We start from the raw sequence: 24909 nt of genomic DNA on the forward strand, positions 1-24909 counted from the left end.
AATTATTGATGCTTTTTATATTGTAAAATAAAAAATAAATATACTTAACTGTATAAATGTTTATAAAATCAATAAAACACCATAACTGTTATAATTATGTACAACTATAAAGATTTAAGTTTTTTAATCGATAATTAAATAAATTAAAGTGGAATGAGATGGTGATAAAATGAGATTAAATCCTAATATGTTTTCATTAAACATATATAAGAATTATAAAAATAAACTTGCAGATAATTCAAAAGCAATTGGAAATATAAGTTCGGGTATAAAACTTAATAAAGCTAAAGATAATCCTAACAAAATAAGTCAAAGTGAATCGCTTAAAATACAAATCTTAAGTAGTGCAGCAGTTAAGAGAAATATAGAAGACACTAATTCTATGATTCAAACTTTTGATAGTGCAATGGGAGAAATGAATGATAGTTTATTACGAATGAAAGAATTAACAACACAAGCAGCAAGTGGGACATTAACAACTAGTGATAGAGATGCCATTCAATTAGAAATAGATGGACTTAATAAACATATTGATTATATGGCGAATAATACTGAGTTTAATGGAATTAAGTTAATTAATGAAAATGGAGCAATAACTTCCACTGTTGGGATTATGCAAGGAGAGTCTACATCTATTCCTAAATATGATCTTACAAGTACTGCTTTAGGCATAAAAGGGATGGATATAACAGATCCTTCAAATATTAATTCAGCAATGACTTCTGTAGATAACGCAATCAATCAAGTGTTAGGAGCAAGAGGTGACTATGGAGCTTTACAACTTAGATTTGAAAGTTCAGGTGAGAATATGGATGAAAACAGTATTTCACTTCAAAAAGCTCAAAGTAATATTGCAGATGCAGATATAGCAGAAGAGATGATTAAGTTTTCGCAAAGTCAAATCTTAATACAATCTTCAATTGCATTAATGGCACAAAGTAATAACTTCCCTCAAGATGCATTGAAAGTTTTACAAAATATTAAATAATTTGAGTTTTAGAGAAGTGAAACAAAGGGGCTGTTGCTTAAAATGATTTTTTAAATCATTTTAAGCAACAGCATATTTTTATATTAATCCTTATTTCCGTTTTAATTTATCTTAATTTTCTATTATTATGCCAGGTATATTATTCTCTTTGGTAGTCAGAATCAGCCACTATATTTTCAAACTTTTTAGGTGAATTTTCTTGTGACTTTTCAATAAATTCTTCAACACTATCTATAAATCTTTGAATCTGAGTTTTTCCTTTTTCATTACAATTTACAAATTCTATTTTAGCTTCAAGTTTTTTATTATCTAAAAACACTTCAATTTCTATTTTACAACAGCCCTTTTTGCTTATTTAACTCAAAATATGTTTGTATTAGTAATAAAAACAAATAAATTATGTTATTTATATGTAAAAGAACAAAAATAGTAATATTTTGTTTTGAAAAATAATGGAAAATGGTATATAATATAACCACAATAGTGTCATACAATTTTATAGGCAAAACTAATGAAAGTTAGTGACGCAAAGCTATAGGGGCTAAGGATTAATCTATGCTCGCCAGTTGCCAAAGGGTATAATATACTTTTTTGTTTTAATTGATTATAATTAATTGATTTAGTAAAATAACTACTCTTTAAAAGGGTAGTTATTTTACTATTTATTATATAATTGGGAAAGCAATAAGCCTCGTCAATGGTTATACATTTAATCGAAAGTGTTCATTTGAGAAAATTAATTTTCGATAATTTACGAAATTAATATGTTAAAAAGCTAATAAGAATGTTCTAAGTATATCAATAAATGGAATTAAATGGTTTCAATGTGCGATATTTATAAAAAAATTACATATTATTTAATAAAATGTCGAAATATTGATAGAAAAAAGTCAATATTTATACTATGATTCAAGTATAAATAAAAAAGATATCCCCGATAGATTGACAAACGCGATTGAATCGTTTCCATATGCAATATTTGTAGAAAATTACATAAATTTTATAAAAAGGTCGAAATATTTATGGCGAAAAGTTAATAATTATTTTATAATTAAAGTATAAATGAAAAAATGATGAAATTAAGTAATTATAATGTTAAAATATTTAGAAAGAACAAACACACATTATTTATAAATTTAATTAATTGGAGGGCTAAAAATGATTATACAATCTGTTAATTCAAATAATACATATGATTTGCTAAAAGATGGAATTAAAGCTTCAGATCTTAGGGGACAAGCAATCGCAAATAATATAGCTAATATAAATACTAAAGGATACAAGAAATTTAATGTAGTGTTTGAAGAAAATTTAAAAGCAGGATCAGATGCAACGAAATTTTCGTTAAAAACAACCAATGATAAGCATTTAAAAGATGATGAAAAAATTGGTAATAATATATCTATAGAAAAAGAGAATAGCACTAGTATGAGATCTGATGAAAATAATGTAAATTTAGATCTTGAGAAGGTTAATCAAGCTGCTAATACATTAAAGTATAATGCTTTGATAACTCAAATAAATAACCAATTTAATAATTTAAAAACTGTTATGAAATAAAAAGGAGGTAAATATAAATGAATGCATTTAGTTCTATGCAAATAAGTGCAACAGGTATTTCAGCAGAAAGATTAAGGATGGATACTATAACTTCTAATATGGCAAATGCAAGTACAACAAGAAGTGCTGATGGTAGTGGTCCTTATGTTAGAAAAATAGCTGTATTTCAAGAAGCTCTTGATGAAAACAGAAACAGTGCGGGAGTTAAGCCAGTTAAGATAGTAAAAGATAATTCTCCACTAAGAAAGGTATATGATCCAAACCATCCTGATGCAGACAAAGATGGTTATGTTACTATGCCTAATGTAAATGTATTAAATGAGATGGCAGATATGATGGTTTCTAAAAGAGCATATGAGGCTAATGTTGATACATTAACTGCTCTGAAAGGAATGTTTTCAAAAGCATTAGAAATTGGAAAGTAAGGAGTGATGAAATATGAATATTAGTAATAATTTTGATCAAAGCCAAGTGTTGTTCAATAAAAAATTTGGAGAGGTAAATGATAACAAGGTACAAGATAATCAAAATAGTAGCTTCACAGATACTTTAAAAGACTGCATTAATCAAGTTAATAATCAACAAGTTCAAGCTGATTCAGCTAAAAGTAGCTTTGTTAAAGGTGATAATGTCAGTATTGATGAAGTTATGATAAAAGGAGAAGAAGCTAGCTTGGGATTGCAATTTTTAGTTAAAACTAGGGATCAATTGCTTGATGCATATAAAGAATTAACTAGAATGCAGTTGTAATTAAAGTAAGGAGTGCTATAAAAGAATGAACAAACTTTTAGAGAGAGTTAAAGTTGTTTGGGATAAATTTAAATCGCAGAGTAAAAAGATAAAAATTGCGATAATTGTAGCCTGTGTTGCAGTGTTGATTGCTGTTGCAAGTACAGCAATTTACACATCTTCAAATAAGTACCAAGTTTTGTTTTCAAATCTTGATCCAAGTGATGCACAGGTTATACTAGCTAAGCTAAATGAAAGTAAGATTACAACGAAGATTCAAGGGGACACAATTTCAGTACCAAAAGACAAAGTAGATGAATTAAGGTTACAATTAGCACCAGAGTTGAAGGCTGGAAGCAAGGGTTATGAACTTATGGATAGTGGAAGTTCTTTTGGTATGACAGATGAAGAATTTAAGATTAAGAAATTAAGAATGCAAGAGGGAGAGTTAGAGAAGACTATAAAAAGTTTCTCACAAGTTGAGAGTGCAAGGGTACATATTACTCCTTCTACAGATTCAGTTTTTGTTAAGGAAAATACACCAGGTAAGGCTGCAGTTTATTTGAAAATAGCAGCAGGAAGTAAAATAAATGAAGACCAAGTTAAGTCTATAGTTGCTCTTGTATCAGGAAGCACAGAAAATGTTCCTAAAGAAAATATAGAAGTTATAGATGATAAGATGAATTTGCTTACAAAGGGAATTAATGATAATGCAAATGCGGGAGCAAGTTCAGAAACAATAGATAAACAACAAGCATTAGAAAAAACTTATGAAGATAAATTGCAAAAAGAAATAATTAATTTATTAGAACCGGTTATTGGAAAAAATAAAATAAATGCAACAGTAAATGTGGATTTAGACTTTGATTCTAAGCAAAAGACTCAAACAGTCCTTGATCCTAATAAAGTTACTGTAAGTCAGGAAACAATAAAAGAAGCGAACAATGATGGAACAGGAGGCACAAATAGTTCAAGTCCTGTTGATAACAATATTAGCAATACTGTAAATAATACTGCAAATACAAGTTCAAAATCTACTAAAGATCAACAAAAAAATAATTATGAAATTGGTAAAACTGAGACTAAGGTTATAAGTGCTCCAGGAGAAGTTAAAAGGATGACTGCATCTGTTGTTGTTGATGGAAATTTAGATGCTGCAACTCAAAAAGCAATTCAAGATTCAGTATCAAATGCTATTGGATTTAATTCTGTTAGAGGAGATCAAGTTTCTGTATTAGGTATGAATTTTGATCCTAAAATAAAGGATGACGCTCAAAGTGGCGTAGATGCACTTAATGCAGAAGTTAAGAATGCACAAATGACTAAGTATATTATTATGGGAGTAATCGGATTAGGAATTCTTATAGCTATAGTTTTAATTTTACTTTTAAAGAGGAAGAAGAAACAAAAAGCAGAAGAACAACTTTTAGATGTTGTAATTGGAGAAGAGTTAGAGCCTAAACAGCCTGAAACGTTTGAACCAATTGACTTCGAGACTCAAAGTAAGAAGACTCATATGGAAAGTGAAATTAAAAAATATGCTACAAGTAAACCAGATCAAGTTGTTGAAATTATTAAGTCTTGGCTTACAGAAAATGAGGGGCGATAGCTATGGTAAAAGATGGTGTTAAATTAACTGGAGTACAAAAGGCAGCAATACTTTTTATAACTCTTGGACCAGAAGCTTCATCTGGAATATTGAAAAAATTACCAGAACAAGATATTCAAAAGATATCTTATGAAATTGCTAATACAACATCTGTTACGGCAGAACAAAGAGAAGAAATATTAAGTGAATTTTTAGAAATAAATAAGGCAAGAGAATATATTATAGAAGGCGGAATGGACTATGCCAAGACACTATTATCAAAGGCATTGGGTCAACAAAGAGCTAATGAAATATTAGAAAAAGTATCAGAAGCTACTTCTCAATATAGACCATTTGCTATTGCAAGAAAGGCTGATGCGCATCAGCTTTTAAATGCAATAAGTTATGAACATCCGCAAACAATAGCTTTGATATTATGTTATTTACAAGCAGAAAAAGCAGCTCAAGTTATGGCAGAATTGTCTGAAGAAACTCAAGCTGAGGTTGCTTACAGAATAGCTACAATGAATACTACATCACCTATGGTTGTTAAAGAAATTGAATCAGTATTAGAAAGTAAGTTATCTTCAGTTGTGAGGACTGAAATGACAAGCTTAGGTGGTGTTGAAACATTGGTTGATATATTAAATCAAGTTGATAGAACTACAGAAAAGAATATTACTGAAGGACTAGAAAGAGAAGATGGAGAACTTGCTGATAAAATTAAAAGTTCTATGTTTGTATTTGAAAACATTCTTACTCTTGATGATGTATCTATTCAAAGAGTTCTTAGAGAAGTTGAGGTTAATGAATTGGCTCTTGCACTTAAGGGATGCTCTGAAGATGTTGCAAATGCTATCTACAGAAATCAATCTAAGAGAGCTGCTGCTTCACTAAAGGAAGACATGGAATTCTTAGGACCTGTAAGACTTATGGATGTAGAAAAAGCACAACAAAAGATTGTTTCTATAATTAGAAGGTTAGATGAAGCTAATGAAATTATAATTTCAAGAGGTGGAGAAGATGCAATCATCGTATAGTGTAATTAAAAAAAAATGTACTTTAGATGGAGAAAAAAAGAAAATAGCTACTGAATATTGTATGGTAAATAAAGTAGAGAAGATTGATGAAGAGATTATTGAAGAGACTGAAGAAAATCTATCAAAAGATGATTTGGAAAAATTGTTAAAGAGATACGAGGAAATTGGACAAAAAATAATTAGAGACGGGAATAATGAAAAACAAGCTATTATTTTAAAAGCTACCATGCAAGCACAAAACCTAGAGAAAGAAGGATATCAAAAGGGATATGACCAAGGGATTAAAAATGGATATGATGATGGATATAAAAAAGCATTTGATGAAAATATAGAATTAGGTAAAGCAAAAGCTCAAGAGATTATAAATACAGCAGAGGAACTTTTAAGTTCTGCTAATGAAAATTATGCAAAATATCTAGAAGATAAAAAATCCGAGGTAATAAATCTATCCTTAGAAATAGCTAAAAGTATACTAAAAAAAGAATTAAATCATGAAGACTCTATGAATTTAATAATTGAACAAGCTATTGAACTTTCAAAAGGAGAGGAAAACATTATATTAAGATGCAATTCTATGCATGTAGAAGAGCTTAAGACTCAAGTTCAAAGATGGAAGATAGCATATTCTATAAAAGATCAAATATTTATACTTAATGATGACTTTATGGAACCAGGTAATGCTGTTTTGGAAAAACCTAGTGGCAAGGTAATGGTAGGGATTGATATAGGAATGGAGCAAATTAAAAAGGAACTATTAGGTTAGATTTGGAGGCTTTAATGTGTTAGACATAGATTTTGATCAATTAATTAAAAATGTTAATAATACATCTCCAATGTATAGCGAAGGTATAGTTAAAAAAGTAATTGGACTTACTGTTGAAGTACAAGGAATTAAGGCTTTTGTTGGAGAATTGTGTATTATATACAATGAACAAAATGTTCCTATAAATTGTGAAGTGGTTGGATTTAAGAATGATTTTGTTGTATTAATGCCTCTTGATGAATTAATAGGTATTGCTCCGGGGTGTAGAGTAGTTCCAATGCGTAAACCTCTATGTGTTCGATGTTCAGAAAAACTTTTGGGAGAGATTATTGATGGACTTGGAAATCCACTAAATGGTGAACCGCTTGTTGATGGAGAAGATTATTTACTTGAAAATTCACCACCAGATCCTTTAAAAAGAAGCAGAATAAAGGATATAATGCCAACTGGAGTTAGAGCAATAGATGGTTTTTTAACTTGTGGAGATGGACAAAGAATTGGTATTTTTGCTGGTAGTGGAGTTGGTAAGAGTACTACCCTTGGAATGATAGCTAGAGAAGCTAAGGCTGATGTCAATGTTATTGCTTTAATTGGAGAAAGAGGAAGAGAGGTCCTAGAATTTATAGAAAAAGATTTAGGACCAGAGGGAATGAAGAAGTCAGTTGTAGTTTGTGCTACATCTGATAAACCTGCACTAATAAGAATTAAAGGTGCTCTTACAGCAACAGCTATAGCAGAATATTTTAGAGATAAGGGTAAAAAAGTTATATTGATGATGGACTCAGTTACAAGATTTGCAATGGCTCAAAGAGAAGTAGGTCTTGCAATTGGAGAACCTCCAGCTACTAAAGGATATACACCATCAGTATTTGCAAAGCTTCCAAAGCTAATGGAAAGATCAGGAACATCACAGACTGGTTCAATAACTGCATTTTATACAGTGCTAGTTGACGGTGATGATTTTAATGAACCAATAGCAGATGCAGTTAGAGGAATATTAGATGGTCATATTGTATTATCAAGATCACTTGCTCATAAAAATCATTACCCTGCAATTGATATATTAAATAGTGTAAGTAGACTTATGACTTCCATAGCATCAAAAGAGCATATACAGGCTGCATCTATGGCAAGGGATCTTTTAGCAACTTATAAAGATTCAGAGGACTTAATAAATATAGGTGCTTATGTTAAAGGAAGTAATAAGAAAATTGATTTAGCTATTGATTATAATGATGTATTGGAAGATTATTTACGTCAAACGGTTAATGAAAAAGCTAATTTTGATGATAGCATAAATAACTTGACAACTATGTTTAAGTAATAATATTTATTTTAAAGTGGTTAATGTTATGAATGAACAATTGCTAATTATTCATTCAAAAGAAGTGGAGGCATGAACTTTGGCTCAAAGGTTTAAGTTTGGATTAGAAAAACTTCTTGAGATAAGGCTAGAAAAGGAAGAAGAATGCAAGAGATTATTTACTGAAGTTCAAAAAGAAAAGAAAAATGCTGAAGAAAAGTTATATGATTTAAAAGATAGTTATGATAAATATAAGGGCATAAAACCTGAAGAAGACATAATATATCAAAAGTTAAAAAGGTATTATCTTTTAGGAGTGCAAAATGGAATAGAACAAACTGAAAAAGAACTTGTTATAAAAACTGAAAAAGTTGATGAAGTGAGAAAAGATTTAATTGAAAAACAAGTTGATAGAAAAACTGTTGAAACTTTAAAAGAAAAGCAATTCTCAACTTATACAAAAGAAGAGGCTAGGGTTGAACAAGTTAACCTTGATGAAATAGCCCTTTATTCATATATGAGAAATTCTATTGAAAGGAGGTGAAAATAAATGGTAATGATGAATGTAAATTTAAACACAAACAGTAATAAAATTTCTTCCAAAAATGATGCAAGACTATCTTCAAGTGCTAGTAAGGATTTTGTAAATAATAATGATAATTTAATTAAAACTTCAGATAAGAGAACCTTAATACAAAAGAAGGATGATTCAAAATTTAAAGATGTATTAGATTCAAAAGCTAACTCTAAAATCGAAAAAACACAATTAAAGAGTAGTGATACTGAAAAAGATAAGATCAATGATGTAGTTAACGATACTGATCTTCAAGATAAAATTGAAGAATTAAAGGAAGAGATAAAGAAGCTTCCTAAAGATGATGTTACCCAAATGCTAAATAATATATTAAATTTACTTGCTAAGGCAAATCAAGATGATTTAAATGTAGTTAATAATGAATCATTAAATTCAGATGTTTTAAATTCAGTAGTTGAGGGTTTAAAACAAAACAGCAATGGAAATAATGAGTTAGCAGATCTTATAAACAAAATGCTTGAAAATACAAAGCAAGATTCTTTAAGTGATGTATTAAATAAGGATACTAAAAATTTAGTACAAGATTTATTAAATCAATTAGGAGCAAATATTGGGAAAGATACTGAAACAAAAACATCAACTAATAAAGTTAAAGATTTAATATCACAAATATCCGACATCATTGGTAAGACAGAAGGTAAGGAAGAAAAAGTTGTAAATTTCCAAAGTTTATTTAAAGATTTTTCTCAAAGTAAAGATGATGGATTAAGTAAGCAAACTTCTAAAGATACATTAACTGATACTACTAAAAATACATCAGCAGTATCAAAGGAAGATGATTTTTTAAATAGTCTAGTAGATGATAGCAAAAAAGATAGTAATTTAAGTAAAATTAATTTATTTGCTTCAAGAAATGTAGATGTTAGAGGAGAAGCTGTAAGCCCTACTGAACAAGTTAGTGTTAATAAAGCAACAATTGGAGATGACTTAATTAAAAACATTAAGTTTATGACTACAAATGCAATGAAAGAATTAACAGTAAAGATTACACCAAGAGAATTAGGTGAACTTACAATTAGTTTAGTTCAAGAAAATGGAATAATGAAGGCTAGTGTAAAAGCTAATTCAAAGGAAACGTACGAACTTCTTTCTCAAAATTTAGTGGAAATGAAAAAAGCTTTAGGAGAGCAAAATATTAAAATTGCAGATGTAAACATAGAGCTTTATCAGGATGATACAACTTTCTTTAAAGATCAAGGATTTAATAGAGAACTTTCACAAGAACAAGGAAAAAATAAACAAAATAATGAGACTTCAAATGTAAATCCAATTGAAATAGATGATGAGAAAACGGAAGCTATTAATGATAGCAATGTAGATTTTCTTGCATAGGAGGTGAAAAATATGGCGGTAATAGATGCAAATACAGCTGTTGGAAAAAATGATGCAAGCGGTATAATAGCAAGAAGTAATAAGAGTACAACACAAGCAACAACTGATAAAGGAACTCCAATTATAAATGGAAAGAACAGTGGATTTGATAAGAATTCATTTTTAAAAATTCTATCAGCTCAATTGTCTAATTTAGATCCAAGCGCTAATCAAGATTCAACTGCATATGTTACACAAATGGCTCAATTTGCAGCTATGGAACAAATGTATAATTTAAATGATACAATGTCTACCTTTGCATATCAACAATTAATTGGTAAAGGGGTAACAATGGATGTTCCAGATAATGATGGAAAGGCCTATACAGGAATTGTAAGAGGAGTATCAAAAGAGGCAAGTGGTACTTACTTATCAGTAGAGGTTAATGAAAATGGAAAAAATGTATATAAGAAGTTTGATATTAAAAAGTTGCAATCAGTTTTAGGAATACCAGATTATACAAGTTCTAATATGCTAGTGAATTCGGATTTTTCGGCAGCATCAGCACTAGCTAATGATAAAGATAATAAGGTTGTTATTGCTGACACTGATAAAGATGGTAAAACAATAATAATAAAAGGAACTATAAAAAGTGCTTTTATAGATAATGGAGTAGTTAAGGTAAGAGTTGAAACTATAGGGGCAGATGGAAACCCAGGAGAAATTAAGGTGTATCCTTATGGATCTATAATGAAAGCTGGAAACTTAACAGATGAAGATATGAATGTTAAGGTGGACGATACAACTAAAACTGATTCATCAACTAATACTCAAAGTACAGGAACTACATCTCAAACAGGAAGTACTAGTTCAAAAGATAGTTTAGCGAATATTGATGAAAACCTTAAAACATTAACTTCAATATTAGGAAAATAAAATGAATTATAGAATTATTAATGGACAAACCTATCCTGTAGGAAATTTTGGACTAATTGAGAATGTACAATCTAATAAAAGTATAAACAAAAATGTTAATACAAAAGATAAGACAAATAGTTTTAAGGATGTATTAAATAATGCTATAAGTAAAGAGCAAAGTTTTACAATATCTAAACATGCAGAATTAAGACTAAATGAGATTAACTTTACAAAAGAAGATATGAAAAACATCGAAAAAGGATTTGAAATCGCAAAAGATAAGGGCTCAAAAAATACTGTTATGTTATATAAAGATGTTGCTTTAATTGCAAGTGTTGAAAATAAAACACTAATAACAGCGATTGAGAAAGAGAGAGCGAAAGATAATATATTTACGAATGTAGATAGTGTGGTAATTTTATAAGGCTGGACCTAATTAAATGGATGCCTACAACTTACTGAACGACGGAAGTAAGTTAGAACAAACTATGATTTGGAGGAAAGTTTATGTTAAGATCAATGTATTCTGGAATAAGCGGAATGAAGGTTAATCAAACAAAATTAGATGTTATAGGTAATAACATAGCAAATGTAGGTACAACAGGGTTTAAATCTTCAAGTGCAAGATTTAAAGATATGCTTTATCAAAATGCAGGAGAAGCAACTTCACCTACATCAGTATTAGGTGGTACAAATGCTAAACAAGTAGGACTTGGAGCACAATTATCAAGCATTAACAAAGTAATGGGACAAGGTAATGCTCTATCAACAGGAAGAAGTTTAGATGTATGTGTTGATAAAGCTGGATATATCATGGTTAGTAGAGGACCAGAAGTATATGTAAAAGAAGATGGAAGTGCTGGAGCAGGTGGTAGTATAGGAATAAATGCTGATGAAAGTTTAATGAGCGGAGGAAACAATGAAATTTTATACACAAGAGATGGTAATTTAACTTTAGATAAAGATGGAAATCTATTAACAGCAGGTGGATATAGGATTATGGGATATTTACTACAAGATAATGTAGGAGCAACAGTTGCTGCGGATGGAACTGCTTCAGGTGGTACACCAGGACGTGCAAGTGTAACTGAAGGTGCAGATGGAAAAGTAGTAGCAAATTATGTAGATGCTGATTCTAAGACATTACAAGCAGTTGGTATTGGAGCTCAATTACACACATTAAAGATACCAGATACAGTAAAAGGAAATCCTTTAGGCGCAGATGGAAAACCAGATACTAGTAAAACTATAGATATTCCAGTTAAAAGTTTTTCAATAGGAACAGATGGAATTATTACAGCTGTACTTGGCGATGGTAGTAGAACAGCACTTGGACAAATTGCTATGGCAACATTTAAGAATCCAGAGGGATTAACATCAATAGGAAGTAATTTATTACAAGGTTCATCTAATTCAGGTCCTGAAATAATAAAAACACCTGTAAGAATTAAAGGTGATACTAAATCAACAGACAATAGTAAAGGCTTTGGTGATTTAATTCAAGGCGCTTTAGAAGGATCTAATGTAGATTTAACAGAACAATTTACAGATATGATTACAGCAACAAGAAGTTTCCAAGCATCATCTAAGATGATCACAACAGGAGATGAAATTCTTCAAACAATTACAGGCTTAATGAGATAATTTATCCCATAGATAGCATCCATAACATTCCAACTTATATAAGTTGGAGATAACGGCTGCACGGTCTTGGATAAGTTCTTCTAAGTTTGAGATAGAGAACATTTATATTAAGAAAACTCCATATTAAGCTTAGAATCACTTTGTTAAAAGAGGAAGATGACCTCATCTTCCTCTTTTAATAACAATTTATAATGCTAAACTAATGATAAAATTTACTCTAAGGTAAAAAATATATTTTATTAGAAACTAAGATAAATCTTTTGATACATTGTTAATTGTACAGTGTAATTTTTATATTGATAAGGAGGGATTTCATGATTGAAGTAACTGGAATGAATAATAAATCTTTCATACTTAATGACGATCATATTGAAAAAATAGAAGAGATGCCAGAGACAATAATTACACTGAATAATGGCAAGAAGTACATAGTTACTGAAAGTATAAACGAAGTTAGATCTAGAATTATAAAATATAAAAGAGAAATTTTTATTCATGGTGTATAGGAGGCATTAATAATGAAGAAGACAGACGTTATGACTGCTGTAGGATTAGTGTTAGGAATGGGATTAATGACTTATGGTATGGCAAGTGGAGGTTCAGGTGCAAGTAACTTAAAGTTATTTTGGGATTTATCATCAATTGCGATAACACTAGGAGGATCAATTGCAGCAGTAATAATTGTGTATCCGTTAGATGAAATTAAAAAAGCAGGTAAATTGTTTGCTCAATCATTTAAAGAACCAGCATCTTCAGGAATGGAAACAATAAAACAATTTGCTGATCTTTCTAAAAAAGCAAGAAGAGATGGTTTATTATCTTTAGAAGATACTATAGCTGAATTAGAAGATGACTTTTTAAAACAGGGATTACAAATGGTGGTAGATGGAATAGAACCAGAATCTATTAAAGAAATATTAGAACTTGATATATGTGAGATGGAGTCTAGACATAAATCAGGAGCGGGAATATTTTCAGCTTGGGGAGCTTTTGCTCCAGGATTTGGTATGCTTGGTACCCTTATAGGATTAATACAAATGCTTGCAAATCTTACTGATTCAAGTACAATAGCATCAGGAATGGGCAAAGCGCTCATAACAACATTTTACGGTTCGCTTATAGCAAATATATTTGCCTCACCAATAGCACAAAATTTAATGCTTAAAAGCCAAAAAGAATGTACTATGAAAGAAATGATGCTTGAAGGAATACTTTCAATTCAATCTGGAGTTAATCCTAGAATTGTTGAAGATAAGCTTATAGCATATTTATCACCACAAGAGAGAAAAGTTTATGCACAAAGTAATTTAGAAGACAATGCAGGAGTTGCATAGATATGGCTAGAAGAAAGAAGTCAGATGATAGTGGTGGATTAAGAGGTGATGAATGGCTAGGAACATATTCTGATTGTGTTACACTCCTTTTAACTTTTTTTATTTTACTTTATGCTATGTCAAGTGTTGATGCTCAAAAAGTACAATCAATATCACAAGCCTTTGTAACTGTTATGTCAGGTAAATCAGGAGACACATTTTTAGAGTATAATATGTATAATGGAAAGGTACCTATAATTGGTGGTGAATCAGATGTTCAAGGTATGGTTGATTCTGGAGCTTTGGGAAAAGGCAGTATGTATCAGGAAATAAAAGATTTCGTAGAAAAAAATGAGTTAACAGGAGCAATGGATATTAAGAACGATAGACGTGGCATTATATTGGAACTTAAGGATAATGTTTTATTTGAATCTGGAAAAGCTAATTTAATTCCAGGGAGTAAGGAAATATTAGAAAAAGTTAATGCCCTAATGGAATCTTTGCCTAATTTAGTTACGATAGAAGGACATACAGATAATGTCCCTATTAGTAATTCCAAATATGCAAGTAACTGGGAATTATCAACTGAAAGAGCTGTAACAGTAGTAAGATATTTTGTAGAAGAAAAAAAGCAAGACCCTTTAAAATTTAGTGCGGCTGGATATGGTGAATTTAGGCCTGTAGAAGAGAATAATTCTGAGGAAAATAAAGCGAAAAATAGAAGAGTTAATATTTTAATTGAGGCGAGTAATAATAAGGAGTGATAATAGTGGCTGATAAAGAAAAAGAGAAAGAAGTAAAGGTTAAATCAGGTGGAATGAAAAAGGTATTATTGATAATAGTATTGCTATTAATTGTAGGAGGGGGAACTTTTGGAGCAACATATTATATGTTTATGCAAAAAGGAGGCGCCGAAGCCAATGCCAAGCCGGTTATAAAAGAAGTAGTTCCAGATCCAGTTTATGTTGATCTTGGAGAAGTTACAGTTAATTTAGCAGATGAAGGTGGAAAAAGATTTTTTAAAGGACAAATATCTGTAGGATATGATGCTACATCTAAGGATGCAGCAGAAGAATTAGTAAAAAAGAAGGTTGCAGTAAGAGATGCAACATTATTTTATTTAAAATCTTTAAAAGTTGATTTTATAAATAATCCAAACAATGAAAAAGAAATGAAAAAACAACTTGCAGAAAAAATCAACGCACAATTAGTAAAGTCTAAGATTATTGATGTTAGATTTGATAGTATTCTAACTCAATAGGATGGAGAATACAATGGTATTTGATTTTATAAAAATGTGTATATATTTATCAATAATTTTAGGACTAATATTTTTAATGTTTAGATTACTAGGTAGTAAGATTAATCAAATTAATGATAAAAAATATATGAAAATAGTAGATAAATTACAAGTAACAAAAGAAAATAGCCTTATAGTTGTTAAAGTAGGAAAAAGAGGTTATGTGATGACTAGTTCATCATCTCATATGGAAAAATTAGAAGAGTTATCAGAAGAAGAAATTAATATAATTGAAGAAGATAAGAAAAAATTACTATATGAAACAAGTGAAGTTTATAATAAATTTTGCTCAAATCCTAAGGATAAGTTTTTAAATATAGTTAATAATATAAGGGCAAAAGGAGACAAGCATGAAAAATAATAGAAAAAAAGCAATATTAATATTAATAATAGCTTTTGGAATTATAGCATTTTGTGGAATAGATGCATATGCTGCTCCAACTAATGTAAATTTGCCAAAAGTAAATTTATCTATTGGAGATGGGACAACTACTCCAACAGATTACGTGAGTAATATCAAAATATTGATATTTTTTACAATCCTCTCAGTGTTACCATCTATAGTAATAATGCTAACATCTTTTACTAGAATAATTGTTGTTTTTTCATTTGTAAAAACTGCTATGGGAGTGCAACAGGCAATTCCAAATCAAATTTTAGTAGGATTAGCATTGTTTTTGACAATATTTATTATGCAACCTATATATAATCAAATTAACACTAATGCACTTCAACCATATTTAGAACAGAGCATAACTCAGGAACAGGCTATTGAAGTAGGATCAAAGCCATTAAAGGATTTTATGTTAAAACAAACTAGAGAAAAAGATTTAGATTTATTTGTTGAAATTAATAACACAAATACAAAAGAATTAACAAGAGAAAATATTCCATTTACAACATTAATTCCAGCATTTGCAATAAGTGAATTAAAAACAGCATTTCAAATAGGATTTTTAATATATTTGCCATTTATTGTAATAGATATGGTTGTAGCAAGTATACTTATGTCCATGGGAATGATGATGTTACCACCGTCTATGATATCATTGCCTTTTAAATTATTATTATTTGTAATGGTAGATGGATGGTATTTATTAGTAAAATCTTTAGTTATGAGTTTTTCGTGAGGTGAAAAGGATGAGTCAAGCATTACTAAATGGTATAATTAAAGATACAATAATAGTTGCAGTAAAGTTATCAGCACCAATACTTATTGTAATATTAATTGTAGGATTAATTATAAGTATTTTACAAGCAACCACCCAAGTTCAAGAACAAACACTAACTTTTATTCCAAAGTTAATAGCATCAGCAATAGTTGGAATATTATTAAGTAGCTGGATGCTTCAAACGCTTATGTCTTTTACAACAAGAATATTTGATTTAATAACTAAAGTTACAAGTTAAGGGGGGTAGATTATTTGATAGATACAGTCTACTTTCTTGCTTTATTTTTTATATTTTTAAGATTAACTGCATATTTTGTCGTAGTTAATGCATTTTTTCCTAGTGGAACTCCACAGATTTTAAAAGGAACTTTATGCTTAATTCTTTCTTTTGGAGTATTAGGCGGAGTAGATTATGGAACTATAAATGGTATAAGTGGTACATATCATTTGGTATTTTTCGCAGTGAGTGAAATAATGACAGGAATAATATTGGGTATTATTACAAATCTAATATTTGAAGTAGTAAAATTTTCAGGAAGTTGGATGGACATACATGCAGGTTTTGCAATGGTATCTGTATTAGATCCAACGACACACACACAGTCTACATTGTTTGGAAATTTTTCGTATATGATATCTATGATGATATTTTTTATTGTAGATGGACATCATATAATTATAAAATTACTAATTGAAAGCTTTAATATAGTACCAATTGGTAAAACTATTGTTTATCAAGAAACTATGCTAGCTGTTATTTACACTATTAGTAATTATTTTGTTTTAGGAGTGAAAATAGCAATACCTATGGTATTGATAATTGTTATAACAGATTTATGCTTGGGGTTAATTTCAAGGACAGTACCTACAATACCAGTTATGATATTTGGGTTACCAATTAAAAACATGTTGGGATTTATTACATATATAATTTTATTACCTATGATGTTTAAAGTAATTACTACAGCTATATATAATTTACCAAGTGTTTTTGAATATATATCTAAAGCAGTACCAGCAGTACCTTTAGTTTTAATATTTGCAGATGATAAGACAGAAGAAGCAACACCTAAGAAAAAATCAGATTCTAGGAAAAAGGGACAGGTAGCGAGAAGTAAGGATGTTTCAGTTGCACTTACAATGGCGATATGCACATTTACAATTTCTGGCTTGTGGAATACTTCAGTTAACACATTTAAAGAAACAATAATTTATTTTTTGGGATTTCCTGGATTAGATAATTTTAGTCAATTAACTTCTAAAAATTTTATGATAACAGCTATTATTAAAATAGCAACAGTAGCATTACCATTTGCAATTTCTATAATGATAGGAGGCATAGTTGCAAGTTTTCTACAGACTGGTTTTATGTTGACAAAAGAGCCATTAAAGCCTTCACTTGGAAAATTAAATCCAATTAAAGGATTTAAAAATATGTTTTCTAAAAGAACTTTGGTTGGGTTAATGAAGAACTTAGCAGTTGTAACACTTATATCAATTTTTGCTTATAGATATGTTGAAAAAAATTATCCTAATATAATGAACATTTCTAATCTTTATTTGCCTTCGTTAGGAAATGAAGTAAAAGATTTAGTGGTTGGAATTTTTATGCAAATAACGTTTGTATTAATTATTATAGCAGCCATAGATTATTTTATGCAATTTAGAATGCACAATAAAGAATTAAGAATGACTAAACAGGAAATTAAAGATGAATACAAGCAATCTGAAGGAGACCCTCAATTAAAATCTAAGATTAAACAAAAGCAAAGAGAAATGGGAATGAGAAGAATGATGCATTCTGTTGCAGATGCTACAGTTGTAATTACAAATCCTACTCATTTAGCTATTGCTTTAAAGTATGAAGAAGGTGGAGATATGGAAGCTCCCAAGGTTGTTGCAAAAGGAGCAGATTATATTGCTCTTAAACTTAAAAAAGTAGCGCAAGAAAATAATGTTCCTGTTATTGAAAATAAAACGTTAGCAAGAATGATGTATGAAAGAGTGGAGATAGATAAAGATATACCACAAGATTTATATCAAGGAGTTGCAGAGATTTTAGCAATAGTATTGAAACTTAAAAACAAAAACTAGTTTTAGGCACATTCCAAAAAATAATAGACCAGTATGCTTGTCTATTTTGCGTCATACTGCGTCGGTAAGTTATCCTAATAGATAAGCTATGAGCATAACTTACCTCTTTGTTTGACACGAAATATACGATGCATCTTTGGTGTATTATTCTTTTGAATGTGCTTACTTTAAATAAAGGATGGGATAGGATTGGGATTAGGCAACAAAAAGCTCGATATAAAGAATAATTTAGATGTAGTAGTAGCAGGAGCTGTTATATGTATAGTACTTATGATGATAGTACCTCTACCAAAGGCAGTACTGGATGTACTTTTAGCATTTAATATAACATTATCAGTAGTTATTATTATGATAACTATGTTTACAACCGATGTTTTGCAGCTTTCTGTATTTCCAACATTATTACTAGTTACAACATTGTTTAGATTAGGACTTAATATATCCTCAACAAGGCTTGTATTAAGTGAAGGTGATGCAGGAAAAATCATTCAAGCTTTTGGTGAATTTGTTATAGGTGGTAATTATGTAGTTGGTATTATTATATTCTTAATTATAGTAATAATTCAATTTATAGTTATTACAGCAGGAGCAGGAAGAGTTTCAGAAGTATCCGCTAGATTTACACTTGATGCTATGCCAGGTAAGCAAATGAGTATTGATGCTGATTTGAATTCTGGATTAATAGATGAAATTATGGCAAAAAAAAGAAGGCAAGATCTACAATCAGAAGCAGATTTTTATGGTTCTATGGATGGTGCATCTAAATTCGTTAAAGGAGATGCAGTAGCGGGACTTATAATTACAGCAATAAATATAATAGCTGGTATTATCATTGGTGTTATGCAAAAGAATTTAAGCGTAGCAGATGCAGCACAAAAGTATGTACAATTAACAATTGGTGATGGACTTGTAAGCCAAGTTCCAGCATTGTTAATATCAACAGCTTCAGGTATATTAGTTACACGTTCTGGAAGTGCTGAAAATTTTGGTAAGTCATTATCAAAACAATTAACAGGATTTCCAATTGCAACATCAATAGCTAGTACGGTAATGTTATTTTTAGCATTGGTTCCTGGTATGCCTAAGTTTCCATTTTTAACAGCGGCAATATCAATGGGTGTATTATCATATATGCTATATAAAGAAGAAAACAAACAACAAGAAAAAGAATTTGTTTCAGAAGAGGAAGAAATTATTGAATCAGAGCGTAAGGAACCAGAAAATGTTATGAATTTAATTTCAGTAGAACCAATGGAGGTTGAAATTGGTTATGGACTTATTCCTTTAGCAGATGAAAGTTCTGGTGGAGATTTATTACAAAGAATTGCTTCTGTTAGAAGGCAATGTGCTATTGAGATGGGGATTGTAGTTCAACCTATAAGAATTAGAGATAATCTTCAATTAAAAACTAACGAGTATGTAGTAAAAATAAGGGGTACATCAGTAGCGTCTTCAGAATTAATGCCTAGTATGTTACTTTGTATGAATCCTAGCGGAGAAGTATTGGAAATACCTGGGATAAAGACTTTTGAACCAACTTTTAAATTACCAGCGGTATGGATAAATAAGGATCAAAGAGAAGAAGCAGAAATTAAAGGTTTTACAATAGTTGACCCAACAACAGTTATGGTAACTCATTTAACTGAAACAATTAAAGCTCATTCTTATGAGTTGCTTGGAAGGCAAGAAGTTAAGCTTATTGTTGATAACTTAAAGGAAAAATACAGTGCTGTTATTGAAGAGCTTATTCCAGATTTGATGACAATAGGAGAAATTCAAAAAATATTACAAAATCTTTTAAGAGAAAAAGTGCCAATAAAAGATATGGTTACTATAATGGAATCATTAGCTGATAATTCTAGAAATACAAGAGATATAGAAGTGTTAACTGAATATGTTAGATTTGCACTTGCAAGAACTATTTGTAATCAAATGATAGATGAAAATAATGTTATTACAGTAGTGACATTAGATCCTAGTATTGAAGAAATTATTGGTAGTAATATTCAAAAATCTATTCAAGGATCATTCCCAACAGTTGATCCGGAAACAACTACAAATGTACTTTCAAGTATAAAAAATACTATTGAAACAGTTTATTTTAATAATAATCAACCAGTTATTTTGGTATCACCAAACATAAGAGCTGTGTTTAAAAAGTTAATTGAGATGGTATTTCCACATGTTATGGTAATTTCATTAAATGAGATACCAAATGATGTTGAAATAAATAGTGGAGGAGTTGTAACTATTTAATGATTATTAAAAGATATCTTGTAAGTAATATGAATGAAGCATTAACAAGAATTAGATATGAATTAGGTAAAGATGCAATTATAATAAGTCAGAGAAAAGTTAGGAAACCAGGTATCAAAGGATTATTTTCTGGGAAATTAATTGAAGTAACAGCAGCAGTTGAAAATTCGTCAGATGGAAAGAAACCTAATGTAAAAAAAGAAGAAAATTTTGAAGATTCATTAGCGAGTATAAAAAGAATAATGGAAGATAGAGTAAAAACTGTTGATACAAAAGAAGTTATTTTAGAAAAAGAAAATGAAAAAGTTGCATCAAAACTTAATGTGAAAAATCAAAAATTAGAAACAACATATGATAAGACCTCTCAAGGAGATTTAGAACAAGATTCTATGTATAAAGAAGTAAGTGAGATGAAAAAACTTTTAAATAAGGTTATAGAAAATACTTCTAAAGATGAGGATAAGAAAATTAACCCTTTAGAAGAAAAATTGAATGATATGGATATAGATAAAGAGTTTCAAACAGAGCTTATAGATAAAGTAACTGCTTCTTTAAATGAAGGAATAGAAGAAAAAGAGATTTTAAGAGAAATTTTTGAAAGTTTAGTTTTGGAATGTGAAGAAGAAATCAAAGGAAGAGTTGTATTAGTTGGACCTACAGGGGTTGGAAAGACTACAACTATAGCAAAGCTAGCAGGAAAACTTGCTCTTGTTGATAAAAAGAGGGTAGGCTTGATAACTGTTGATACATATAGAATAGGTGCTATAGATCAACTTAGGACTTATGCTGAAATAATGAATATACCTTTTAAAGTAGTTATTACAATAAAAGAAATGCAAGAAGCTATAAATTATATGGAGAATTGTGATGTAGTGCTTATTGATACTACAGGAAGAAGTAGTAAAAATGCAATGGAAATTTCAGCATTAAGAGCTTTTATAGAAAAAGCAAATCCACACCATGTTAATATGGTAATAAGTGGAACTACAAAAAATAAGGATATAACAAGCATATTAGAAGGTTATGTAGATCTAAATTATGATAATATTATAGTTACTAAATTAGATGAAACTACTGCTTATGGATCTTTATACAATATAATAAAGCGAGCAAATAAACCTATTAAGTTTATAACAACAGGACAAAATGTTCCAAATGACATAAGGGTACCAAATAAAGAAGAAATAGCTAGATTCATATTAGGGGAGGAAACTTTATGTTAGATCAAGCTGAAGCTTTAAGAGAATTGGTAGTCAAAAATGATGTTCAAAATACTCAATTAAAAACTAAAATTATAACTGTTACTTCGGGAAAAGGTGGAGTTGGTAAAAGTAATTTTGTTGTGAATTTAGCAATAACACTTCAAAGCAAAGGAAAAAAAGTGTTGATTTTTGATGCAGATTTAGGCATGGGAAATGATGATGTTTTAATGGGAATTTATCCAAAGTATAATATATTTGATATTGTATTTACTCAAAAAAGGATAGAGGATATAATTGTATTAGGACCTAATGGAGTTAGTTTAATACCAGCAGGATCTGGTTTAAACAAGGTGGATGAATTACAGGAATCTGAAAGAAATTTGTTTTTAGAAAAATTAGATTCATTAAATGGATTTGACTATATTTTTATGGATACAGGAGCTGGAGTTAATAAAAGTATTTTATCATTTATAGCAGCTTCAGAGGAGCTAATTATTATAACAACTCCAGAACCCACATCACTTACAGATGCATATAGCTTAATAAAAGCAGCTGATCATTTTAAGATAAAGAATCATGCAATGGTTATTGTTAATAAAGCTTTTACTTTAAATGAAGGGTTAGACGTTTATAATAAACTTCAAAGAGCAGTAAATAAGTTTTTAAAGCTTAACTTAGAATACTTAGGGTGTATACTAGATGATAGAAAGGTATTGCAAAGTGTTAGACAACAAAAACCTTTTGTAATAGCGTATCCTAATTGTGATGCATCGAAATCAATAGAAAATATAGCAATGAGAATTTTAGGCCAAAATATGAAAACTTCAGTAGGACCTAAAGAACTATTTAAAAAATTATTTAATATATTTTCATAGGGGGAAAAAGATGCAGAAGTTTGAATTAAAAGTTAATGATAGAATAGAGGTTTTAATACAAGAAAAAGCATATAAAAGTATAGTTCAAGATATTGGAGAAGATTTTATAAATATAAATTTACCAGTTAATAATGGAGAATATTTAACATTAAGGATAAATGATAAGATAGAAATTAATTCTTATATTAAAGGTGGAAATTGTTTTAATTTTTATTGTAATGTTATAGAGCGAGGTAGGGAAAATAATATAATATATTATAAGCTCTGTAAGCCTTATAGTATAGCAGAGATACAAAGAAGAGATTTTGTTAGGGTAGATTTGTTAAGTGCTATCAAATATAAAAATATTACTGGAATTACGAAAGAAAAAATAGAATTAATACCATATAACAAGGCTTTGATGGTAGATTTAAGTGGTGGAGGAATAAGATTTAAAACAAAAGAAAAGCTTAAAAATGATGATTTAATATTAATAGAGTTAGTATTAAATGAACAAGTAAACTATTTAAAGTCACAAGTTATAAGATCTGAAAATTCACTTGATAACGAATATATTTGTGGAGTAAAATTTTTAGAAATTAGTGATAATAAAAGAGAGAAAATTATTAAAGAAATTTTTAGAATAATGAGAAGGCAAAGAGAAACTTTATAAAGAGGAATACGAGAAAGAAAATAAATCATAGAGGGGTTAGATTATAATATGGCTAGCTTACAAGATGCAGATGTAAAAGAAAAAGTAGTACGAGAATATATTCCTTTAGTAAAATATATTGCTTCTAGGGTTATGGTTGGGAAGAATAAATACATGGAATATGAAGATTTAGTTAGCTATGGAATAATTGGGCTTATGGATGCGTTAAGTAAGTATGATCCAACCAAAGGTATGAAATTTTCATCATATGCTTCTATTAGAATTAAAGGAGCTATTATAGATCAGATTAGAAAATGTAGACCTATTCCGAAAGGAGCCATGGATAAACTTAGTAAATACAACAATGCAATTGATTTTTTGCAAAAAGAACTTCTGCGAGAACCTACAATAATAGAAATAGCAAAATATTTGGAGTTGTCAGTGAATGAAGTGGGGCAGATAGAAAATTACATTAATCACATATCAATGATTTCTTTAGAAAATGTAATATTTTCTGATGATGAAGATATAAATCTTATGGGGATTATAGAAGATAAGAATAGTCCTAGTCCAGATAGCTGTTTGCAAGAAAAGGAACAACTGGAAGTTCTAGCACAAGGAATAGAATTGTTAAAAGAAAAGGATAGAATGGTTTTGAATCTATATTATTATGAAAAATTGACTTTAAAGGAAATAGGATCAGTATTATCAGTATCAGAATCTAGAGTTTGTCAATTGCATGCTAGAGCTATTAATAATTTAAGAGAAAGTATGAAGAAACTACATTATATAGATTAAAGAGGCGGGATAAGGATGCCATTAATATTAATAATAATTGGCATTATTTTAATAACTTATAACTATAGTGCCATTAAAAAAAATAATACATCTTTTAAAAATACCTTATATGAAGAAAAAGAAAATTTAAATGATTATAAGATGCAAATAGGACTTTTAAGAAAAGATATAGCTGAAAGTTTAACAGAACTTCAAGAGGAAATTAAAAATATAAAAATTAACTTAAATATGACTAATGATATTGAAGAAGTATACGAAAATAAAAATAATGTCTTAAATCATGTTGATGATTTAATTGGAGATACTGCTCTAGATAATGAAAATTTATTAACAACGCAAGCTGATAATAATTTCAAACAAGAGGAAAGTGAAGGAGTAATTTCAGACATTAATTTTGAAGAAAAAGTCAAGGAAAAATCAAGTAAGACTTATAGTATACAAGATTTAATAAAACAAGGATTAAATGATGATGAAATATCCAAACAATTATCTATTAGTAAGGGGGAGATATTATTAGTAAGAAATTTATTCAGAATTTGAAAAAAGTAATATTTCTTTTTTCTGATAGAAAAATTCTCTTTGGTATTGGAATAGGACTTGTTTTAGGAGTTACATTTATGTTTGTATATGAATACAACATAAGTATTTCTGATAGTCAAATAGAAGAAAAGGCTAGAAATCTTGGAATGCATTATAGTAATGAATGTAAGGCATATTCAATAAAATAACAGACCAATATGCTTGTCTATTTTGCATCATAATGCGTCGGTAAGTTTAGTTAATAGCGAACTATTAACTAAACTCATCTCCTTGTTTGACACCAAATATA

General features: G+C 29.4%; 28 protein-coding genes and 1 riboswitch. Of the genes, 27 read left to right on the forward strand and 1 reads right to left on the reverse strand.

Features of this window, described 5'->3' with window-relative positions; all coding sequences use genetic code 11:
* Positions 1-169: 169 nt before the first annotated feature.
* A complete protein-coding gene (locus BM027_RS05680) occupies positions 170-988 on the forward strand; it encodes a flagellin (RefSeq protein ID WP_090089523.1) in 819 nt (272 codons plus the stop codon).
* 139 nt (positions 989-1127) lie between these two features.
* Here the strand turns inward: BM027_RS05680 and BM027_RS05685 are convergent, their stop codons facing one another.
* Positions 1128-1307, reverse strand: a complete 180-nt coding sequence (locus BM027_RS05685) for a hypothetical protein (protein WP_090089524.1) — start codon at positions 1305-1307, stop codon at positions 1128-1130.
* Between the two features lie 172 nt (positions 1308-1479).
* Positions 1480-1562, forward strand: a riboswitch (cyclic di-GMP riboswitch).
* 584 nt (positions 1563-2146) lie between these two features.
* On the opposite strand from BM027_RS05685, the gene flgB reads away from it, so the two are divergent.
* The 26 genes from flgB (at position 2147) to BM027_RS05815 (ending at position 24620) form a co-directional block, all read left to right on the forward strand.
* Positions 2147-2548: a flagellar basal body rod protein FlgB gene (gene flgB, locus BM027_RS05690; RefSeq protein ID WP_090089525.1), complete on the forward strand. Its 402-nt coding sequence runs from the start codon at positions 2147-2149 to the stop codon at positions 2546-2548.
* 17 nt (positions 2549-2565) lie between these two features.
* Positions 2566-2973 carry a flagellar basal body rod protein FlgC gene (flgC, locus tag BM027_RS05695; protein WP_090089526.1) on the forward strand — a complete coding sequence of 136 codons (408 nt, stop codon included), beginning with the start codon at positions 2566-2568 and terminating at the stop codon, positions 2971-2973.
* A gap of 13 nt (positions 2974-2986) precedes the next feature.
* Positions 2987-3298, forward strand: a complete 312-nt coding sequence (gene fliE / locus BM027_RS05700) for a flagellar hook-basal body complex protein FliE (protein ID WP_090089527.1) — start codon at positions 2987-2989, stop codon at positions 3296-3298.
* Between the two features lie 25 nt (positions 3299-3323).
* Positions 3324-4886 (forward strand): flagellar basal-body MS-ring/collar protein FliF, encoded by a 1563-nt coding sequence (fliF, locus tag BM027_RS05705; protein WP_090089528.1) that lies wholly within the window; start codon positions 3324-3326, stop codon positions 4884-4886.
* A gap of 2 nt (positions 4887-4888) precedes the next feature.
* Positions 4889-5905: a flagellar motor switch protein FliG gene (gene fliG / locus BM027_RS05710; protein ID WP_090089529.1), complete on the forward strand. Its 1017-nt coding sequence runs from the start codon at positions 4889-4891 to the stop codon at positions 5903-5905.
* Positions 5889-6668, forward strand: a complete 780-nt coding sequence (locus BM027_RS05715) for a FliH/SctL family protein (protein WP_090089530.1) — start codon at positions 5889-5891, stop codon at positions 6666-6668. The genes fliG and BM027_RS05715 overlap by 17 nt, the downstream gene beginning before the upstream one ends.
* Before the next feature lie 16 nt (positions 6669-6684).
* A complete protein-coding gene (fliI, locus tag BM027_RS05720; protein ID WP_090089531.1) occupies positions 6685-7992 on the forward strand; it encodes a flagellar protein export ATPase FliI in 1308 nt (435 codons plus the stop codon).
* Between the two features lie 79 nt (positions 7993-8071).
* Entirely contained in the window at positions 8072-8515 is a 444-nt protein-coding gene (fliJ, locus tag BM027_RS05725) for a flagellar export protein FliJ (protein WP_090089532.1), read from the forward strand.
* Between the two features lie 6 nt (positions 8516-8521).
* Complete coding sequence (locus tag BM027_RS05730; protein WP_242943291.1) at positions 8522-9898, forward strand: flagellar hook-length control protein FliK; 1377 nt, start codon at positions 8522-8524, stop codon at positions 9896-9898.
* Positions 9899-9910: 12 nt separating this feature from the next.
* Positions 9911-10813, forward strand: coding sequence for a flagellar hook capping FlgD N-terminal domain-containing protein (locus BM027_RS05735; RefSeq protein ID WP_090089533.1), 903 nt, complete (start codon positions 9911-9913; stop codon positions 10811-10813).
* A 1-nt stretch (position 10814) separates the two neighbouring features.
* The gene (locus BM027_RS05740; protein WP_090089534.1) at positions 10815-11219 is read left to right on the forward strand and encodes a TIGR02530 family flagellar biosynthesis protein; all 405 of its coding nucleotides are present in this window, start codon (positions 10815-10817) and stop codon (positions 11217-11219) included.
* An 83-nt stretch (positions 11220-11302) separates the two neighbouring features.
* The gene (locus BM027_RS05745; protein WP_090089535.1) at positions 11303-12439 is read left to right on the forward strand and encodes a flagellar hook-basal body complex protein; all 1137 of its coding nucleotides are present in this window, start codon (positions 11303-11305) and stop codon (positions 12437-12439) included.
* A 314-nt stretch (positions 12440-12753) separates the two neighbouring features.
* Positions 12754-12945, forward strand: coding sequence for a flagellar FlbD family protein (locus BM027_RS05750; protein ID WP_090089536.1), 192 nt, complete (start codon positions 12754-12756; stop codon positions 12943-12945).
* Between the two features lie 12 nt (positions 12946-12957).
* Positions 12958-13773 carry a motility protein A gene (locus BM027_RS05755; protein WP_090089537.1) on the forward strand — a complete coding sequence of 272 codons (816 nt, stop codon included), beginning with the start codon at positions 12958-12960 and terminating at the stop codon, positions 13771-13773.
* 2 nt (positions 13774-13775) lie between these two features.
* The gene (locus tag BM027_RS05760; RefSeq protein WP_090089538.1) at positions 13776-14516 is read left to right on the forward strand and encodes a flagellar motor protein MotB; all 741 of its coding nucleotides are present in this window, start codon (positions 13776-13778) and stop codon (positions 14514-14516) included.
* Positions 14517-14521: 5 nt separating this feature from the next.
* Positions 14522-15013 (forward strand): flagellar basal body-associated FliL family protein, encoded by a 492-nt coding sequence (locus BM027_RS05765; protein WP_090089539.1) that lies wholly within the window; start codon positions 14522-14524, stop codon positions 15011-15013.
* Positions 15014-15026: 13 nt separating this feature from the next.
* A complete protein-coding gene (locus BM027_RS05770) occupies positions 15027-15413 on the forward strand; it encodes a flagellar biosynthetic protein FliO (protein ID WP_090089540.1) in 387 nt (128 codons plus the stop codon).
* Positions 15403-16182, forward strand: coding sequence for a flagellar type III secretion system pore protein FliP (gene fliP, locus BM027_RS05775; RefSeq protein WP_090089541.1), 780 nt, complete (start codon positions 15403-15405; stop codon positions 16180-16182). Before BM027_RS05770 ends, fliP begins: the two co-directional genes overlap by 11 nt.
* 10 nt (positions 16183-16192) lie before the next feature.
* Positions 16193-16462, forward strand: coding sequence for a flagellar biosynthesis protein FliQ (gene fliQ, locus BM027_RS05780; protein WP_090089542.1), 270 nt, complete (start codon positions 16193-16195; stop codon positions 16460-16462).
* Positions 16463-16476: 14 nt separating this feature from the next.
* Positions 16477-18318: a fused FliR family export protein/FlhB family type III secretion system protein gene (locus tag BM027_RS05785; RefSeq protein ID WP_090089543.1), complete on the forward strand. Its 1842-nt coding sequence runs from the start codon at positions 16477-16479 to the stop codon at positions 18316-18318.
* Positions 18319-18507: 189 nt separating this feature from the next.
* On the forward strand, positions 18508-20574 hold the full coding sequence (flhA, locus tag BM027_RS05790; RefSeq protein WP_090089546.1) for a flagellar biosynthesis protein FlhA: 2067 nt from the start codon (positions 18508-18510) through the stop codon (positions 20572-20574).
* Complete coding sequence (gene flhF / locus BM027_RS05795; RefSeq protein ID WP_090089548.1) at positions 20574-21797, forward strand: flagellar biosynthesis GTPase FlhF; 1224 nt, start codon at positions 20574-20576, stop codon at positions 21795-21797. Before flhA ends, flhF begins: the two co-directional genes overlap by 1 nt.
* The gene (locus BM027_RS05800) at positions 21791-22651 is read left to right on the forward strand and encodes a MinD/ParA family protein (RefSeq protein WP_090089549.1); all 861 of its coding nucleotides are present in this window, start codon (positions 21791-21793) and stop codon (positions 22649-22651) included. Before flhF ends, BM027_RS05800 begins: the two co-directional genes overlap by 7 nt.
* Positions 22652-22661: 10 nt before the next feature.
* Positions 22662-23303 carry a flagellar brake protein gene (locus tag BM027_RS05805; RefSeq protein WP_090089552.1) on the forward strand — a complete coding sequence of 214 codons (642 nt, stop codon included), beginning with the start codon at positions 22662-22664 and terminating at the stop codon, positions 23301-23303.
* A 48-nt stretch (positions 23304-23351) separates the two neighbouring features.
* A complete protein-coding gene (locus BM027_RS05810) occupies positions 23352-24080 on the forward strand; it encodes a sigma-70 family RNA polymerase sigma factor (protein WP_090089554.1) in 729 nt (242 codons plus the stop codon).
* Positions 24081-24095: 15 nt separating this feature from the next.
* Positions 24096-24620 carry a hypothetical protein gene (locus BM027_RS05815; RefSeq protein WP_090089556.1) on the forward strand — a complete coding sequence of 175 codons (525 nt, stop codon included), beginning with the start codon at positions 24096-24098 and terminating at the stop codon, positions 24618-24620.
* Positions 24621-24909: the final 289 nt, after the last annotated feature.

This window comes from Clostridium uliginosum, assembly GCF_900112485.1.
Lineage (GTDB): Bacteria > Bacillota > Clostridia > Clostridiales > Clostridiaceae > Clostridium > Clostridium uliginosum.

Excerpts from the sequence above, each read along its gene's own strand:
- BM027_RS05735 (WP_090089533.1), top strand. The coding sequence starts at position 9,911 with ATGGCGGTAATAGATGCAAATACAGCTGTTGGAAAAAATGATGCAAGC.
- flgC (WP_090089526.1), top strand. The coding sequence starts at position 2,566 with ATGAATGCATTTAGTTCTATGCAAATAAGTGCAACAGGTATTTCAGCA.
- BM027_RS05745 (WP_090089535.1), top strand. The coding sequence starts at position 11,303 with ATGTTAAGATCAATGTATTCTGGAATAAGCGGAATGAAGGTTAATCAA.
- BM027_RS05680 (WP_090089523.1), top strand. The coding sequence starts at position 170 with ATGAGATTAAATCCTAATATGTTTTCATTAAACATATATAAGAATTAT.
- fliQ (WP_090089542.1), top strand. The coding sequence starts at position 16,193 with ATGAGTCAAGCATTACTAAATGGTATAATTAAAGATACAATAATAGTT.
- BM027_RS05760 (WP_090089538.1), top strand. The coding sequence starts at position 13,776 with ATGGCTAGAAGAAAGAAGTCAGATGATAGTGGTGGATTAAGAGGTGAT.
- fliE (WP_090089527.1), top strand. The coding sequence starts at position 2,987 with ATGAATATTAGTAATAATTTTGATCAAAGCCAAGTGTTGTTCAATAAA.
- BM027_RS05805 (WP_090089552.1), top strand. The coding sequence starts at position 22,662 with ATGCAGAAGTTTGAATTAAAAGTTAATGATAGAATAGAGGTTTTAATA.
- BM027_RS05800 (WP_090089549.1), top strand. The coding sequence starts at position 21,791 with ATGTTAGATCAAGCTGAAGCTTTAAGAGAATTGGTAGTCAAAAATGAT.
- BM027_RS05770 (WP_090089540.1), top strand. The coding sequence starts at position 15,027 with ATGGTATTTGATTTTATAAAAATGTGTATATATTTATCAATAATTTTA.
- BM027_RS05815 (WP_090089556.1), top strand. The coding sequence starts at position 24,096 with ATGCCATTAATATTAATAATAATTGGCATTATTTTAATAACTTATAAC.
- BM027_RS05810 (WP_090089554.1), top strand. The coding sequence starts at position 23,352 with ATGGCTAGCTTACAAGATGCAGATGTAAAAGAAAAAGTAGTACGAGAA.
- BM027_RS05730 (WP_242943291.1), top strand. The coding sequence starts at position 8,522 with ATGGTAATGATGAATGTAAATTTAAACACAAACAGTAATAAAATTTCT.
- fliP (WP_090089541.1), top strand. The coding sequence starts at position 15,403 with ATGAAAAATAATAGAAAAAAAGCAATATTAATATTAATAATAGCTTTT.
- flhF (WP_090089548.1), top strand. The coding sequence starts at position 20,574 with ATGATTATTAAAAGATATCTTGTAAGTAATATGAATGAAGCATTAACA.
- BM027_RS05715 (WP_090089530.1), top strand. The coding sequence starts at position 5,889 with ATGCAATCATCGTATAGTGTAATTAAAAAAAAATGTACTTTAGATGGA.
- flgB (WP_090089525.1), top strand. The coding sequence starts at position 2,147 with ATGATTATACAATCTGTTAATTCAAATAATACATATGATTTGCTAAAA.
- BM027_RS05755 (WP_090089537.1), top strand. The coding sequence starts at position 12,958 with ATGAAGAAGACAGACGTTATGACTGCTGTAGGATTAGTGTTAGGAATG.
- fliG (WP_090089529.1), top strand. The coding sequence starts at position 4,889 with ATGGTAAAAGATGGTGTTAAATTAACTGGAGTACAAAAGGCAGCAATA.
- BM027_RS05740 (WP_090089534.1), top strand. The coding sequence starts at position 10,815 with ATGAATTATAGAATTATTAATGGACAAACCTATCCTGTAGGAAATTTT.
- BM027_RS05750 (WP_090089536.1), top strand. The coding sequence starts at position 12,754 with ATGATTGAAGTAACTGGAATGAATAATAAATCTTTCATACTTAATGAC.
- fliF (WP_090089528.1), top strand. The coding sequence starts at position 3,324 with ATGAACAAACTTTTAGAGAGAGTTAAAGTTGTTTGGGATAAATTTAAA.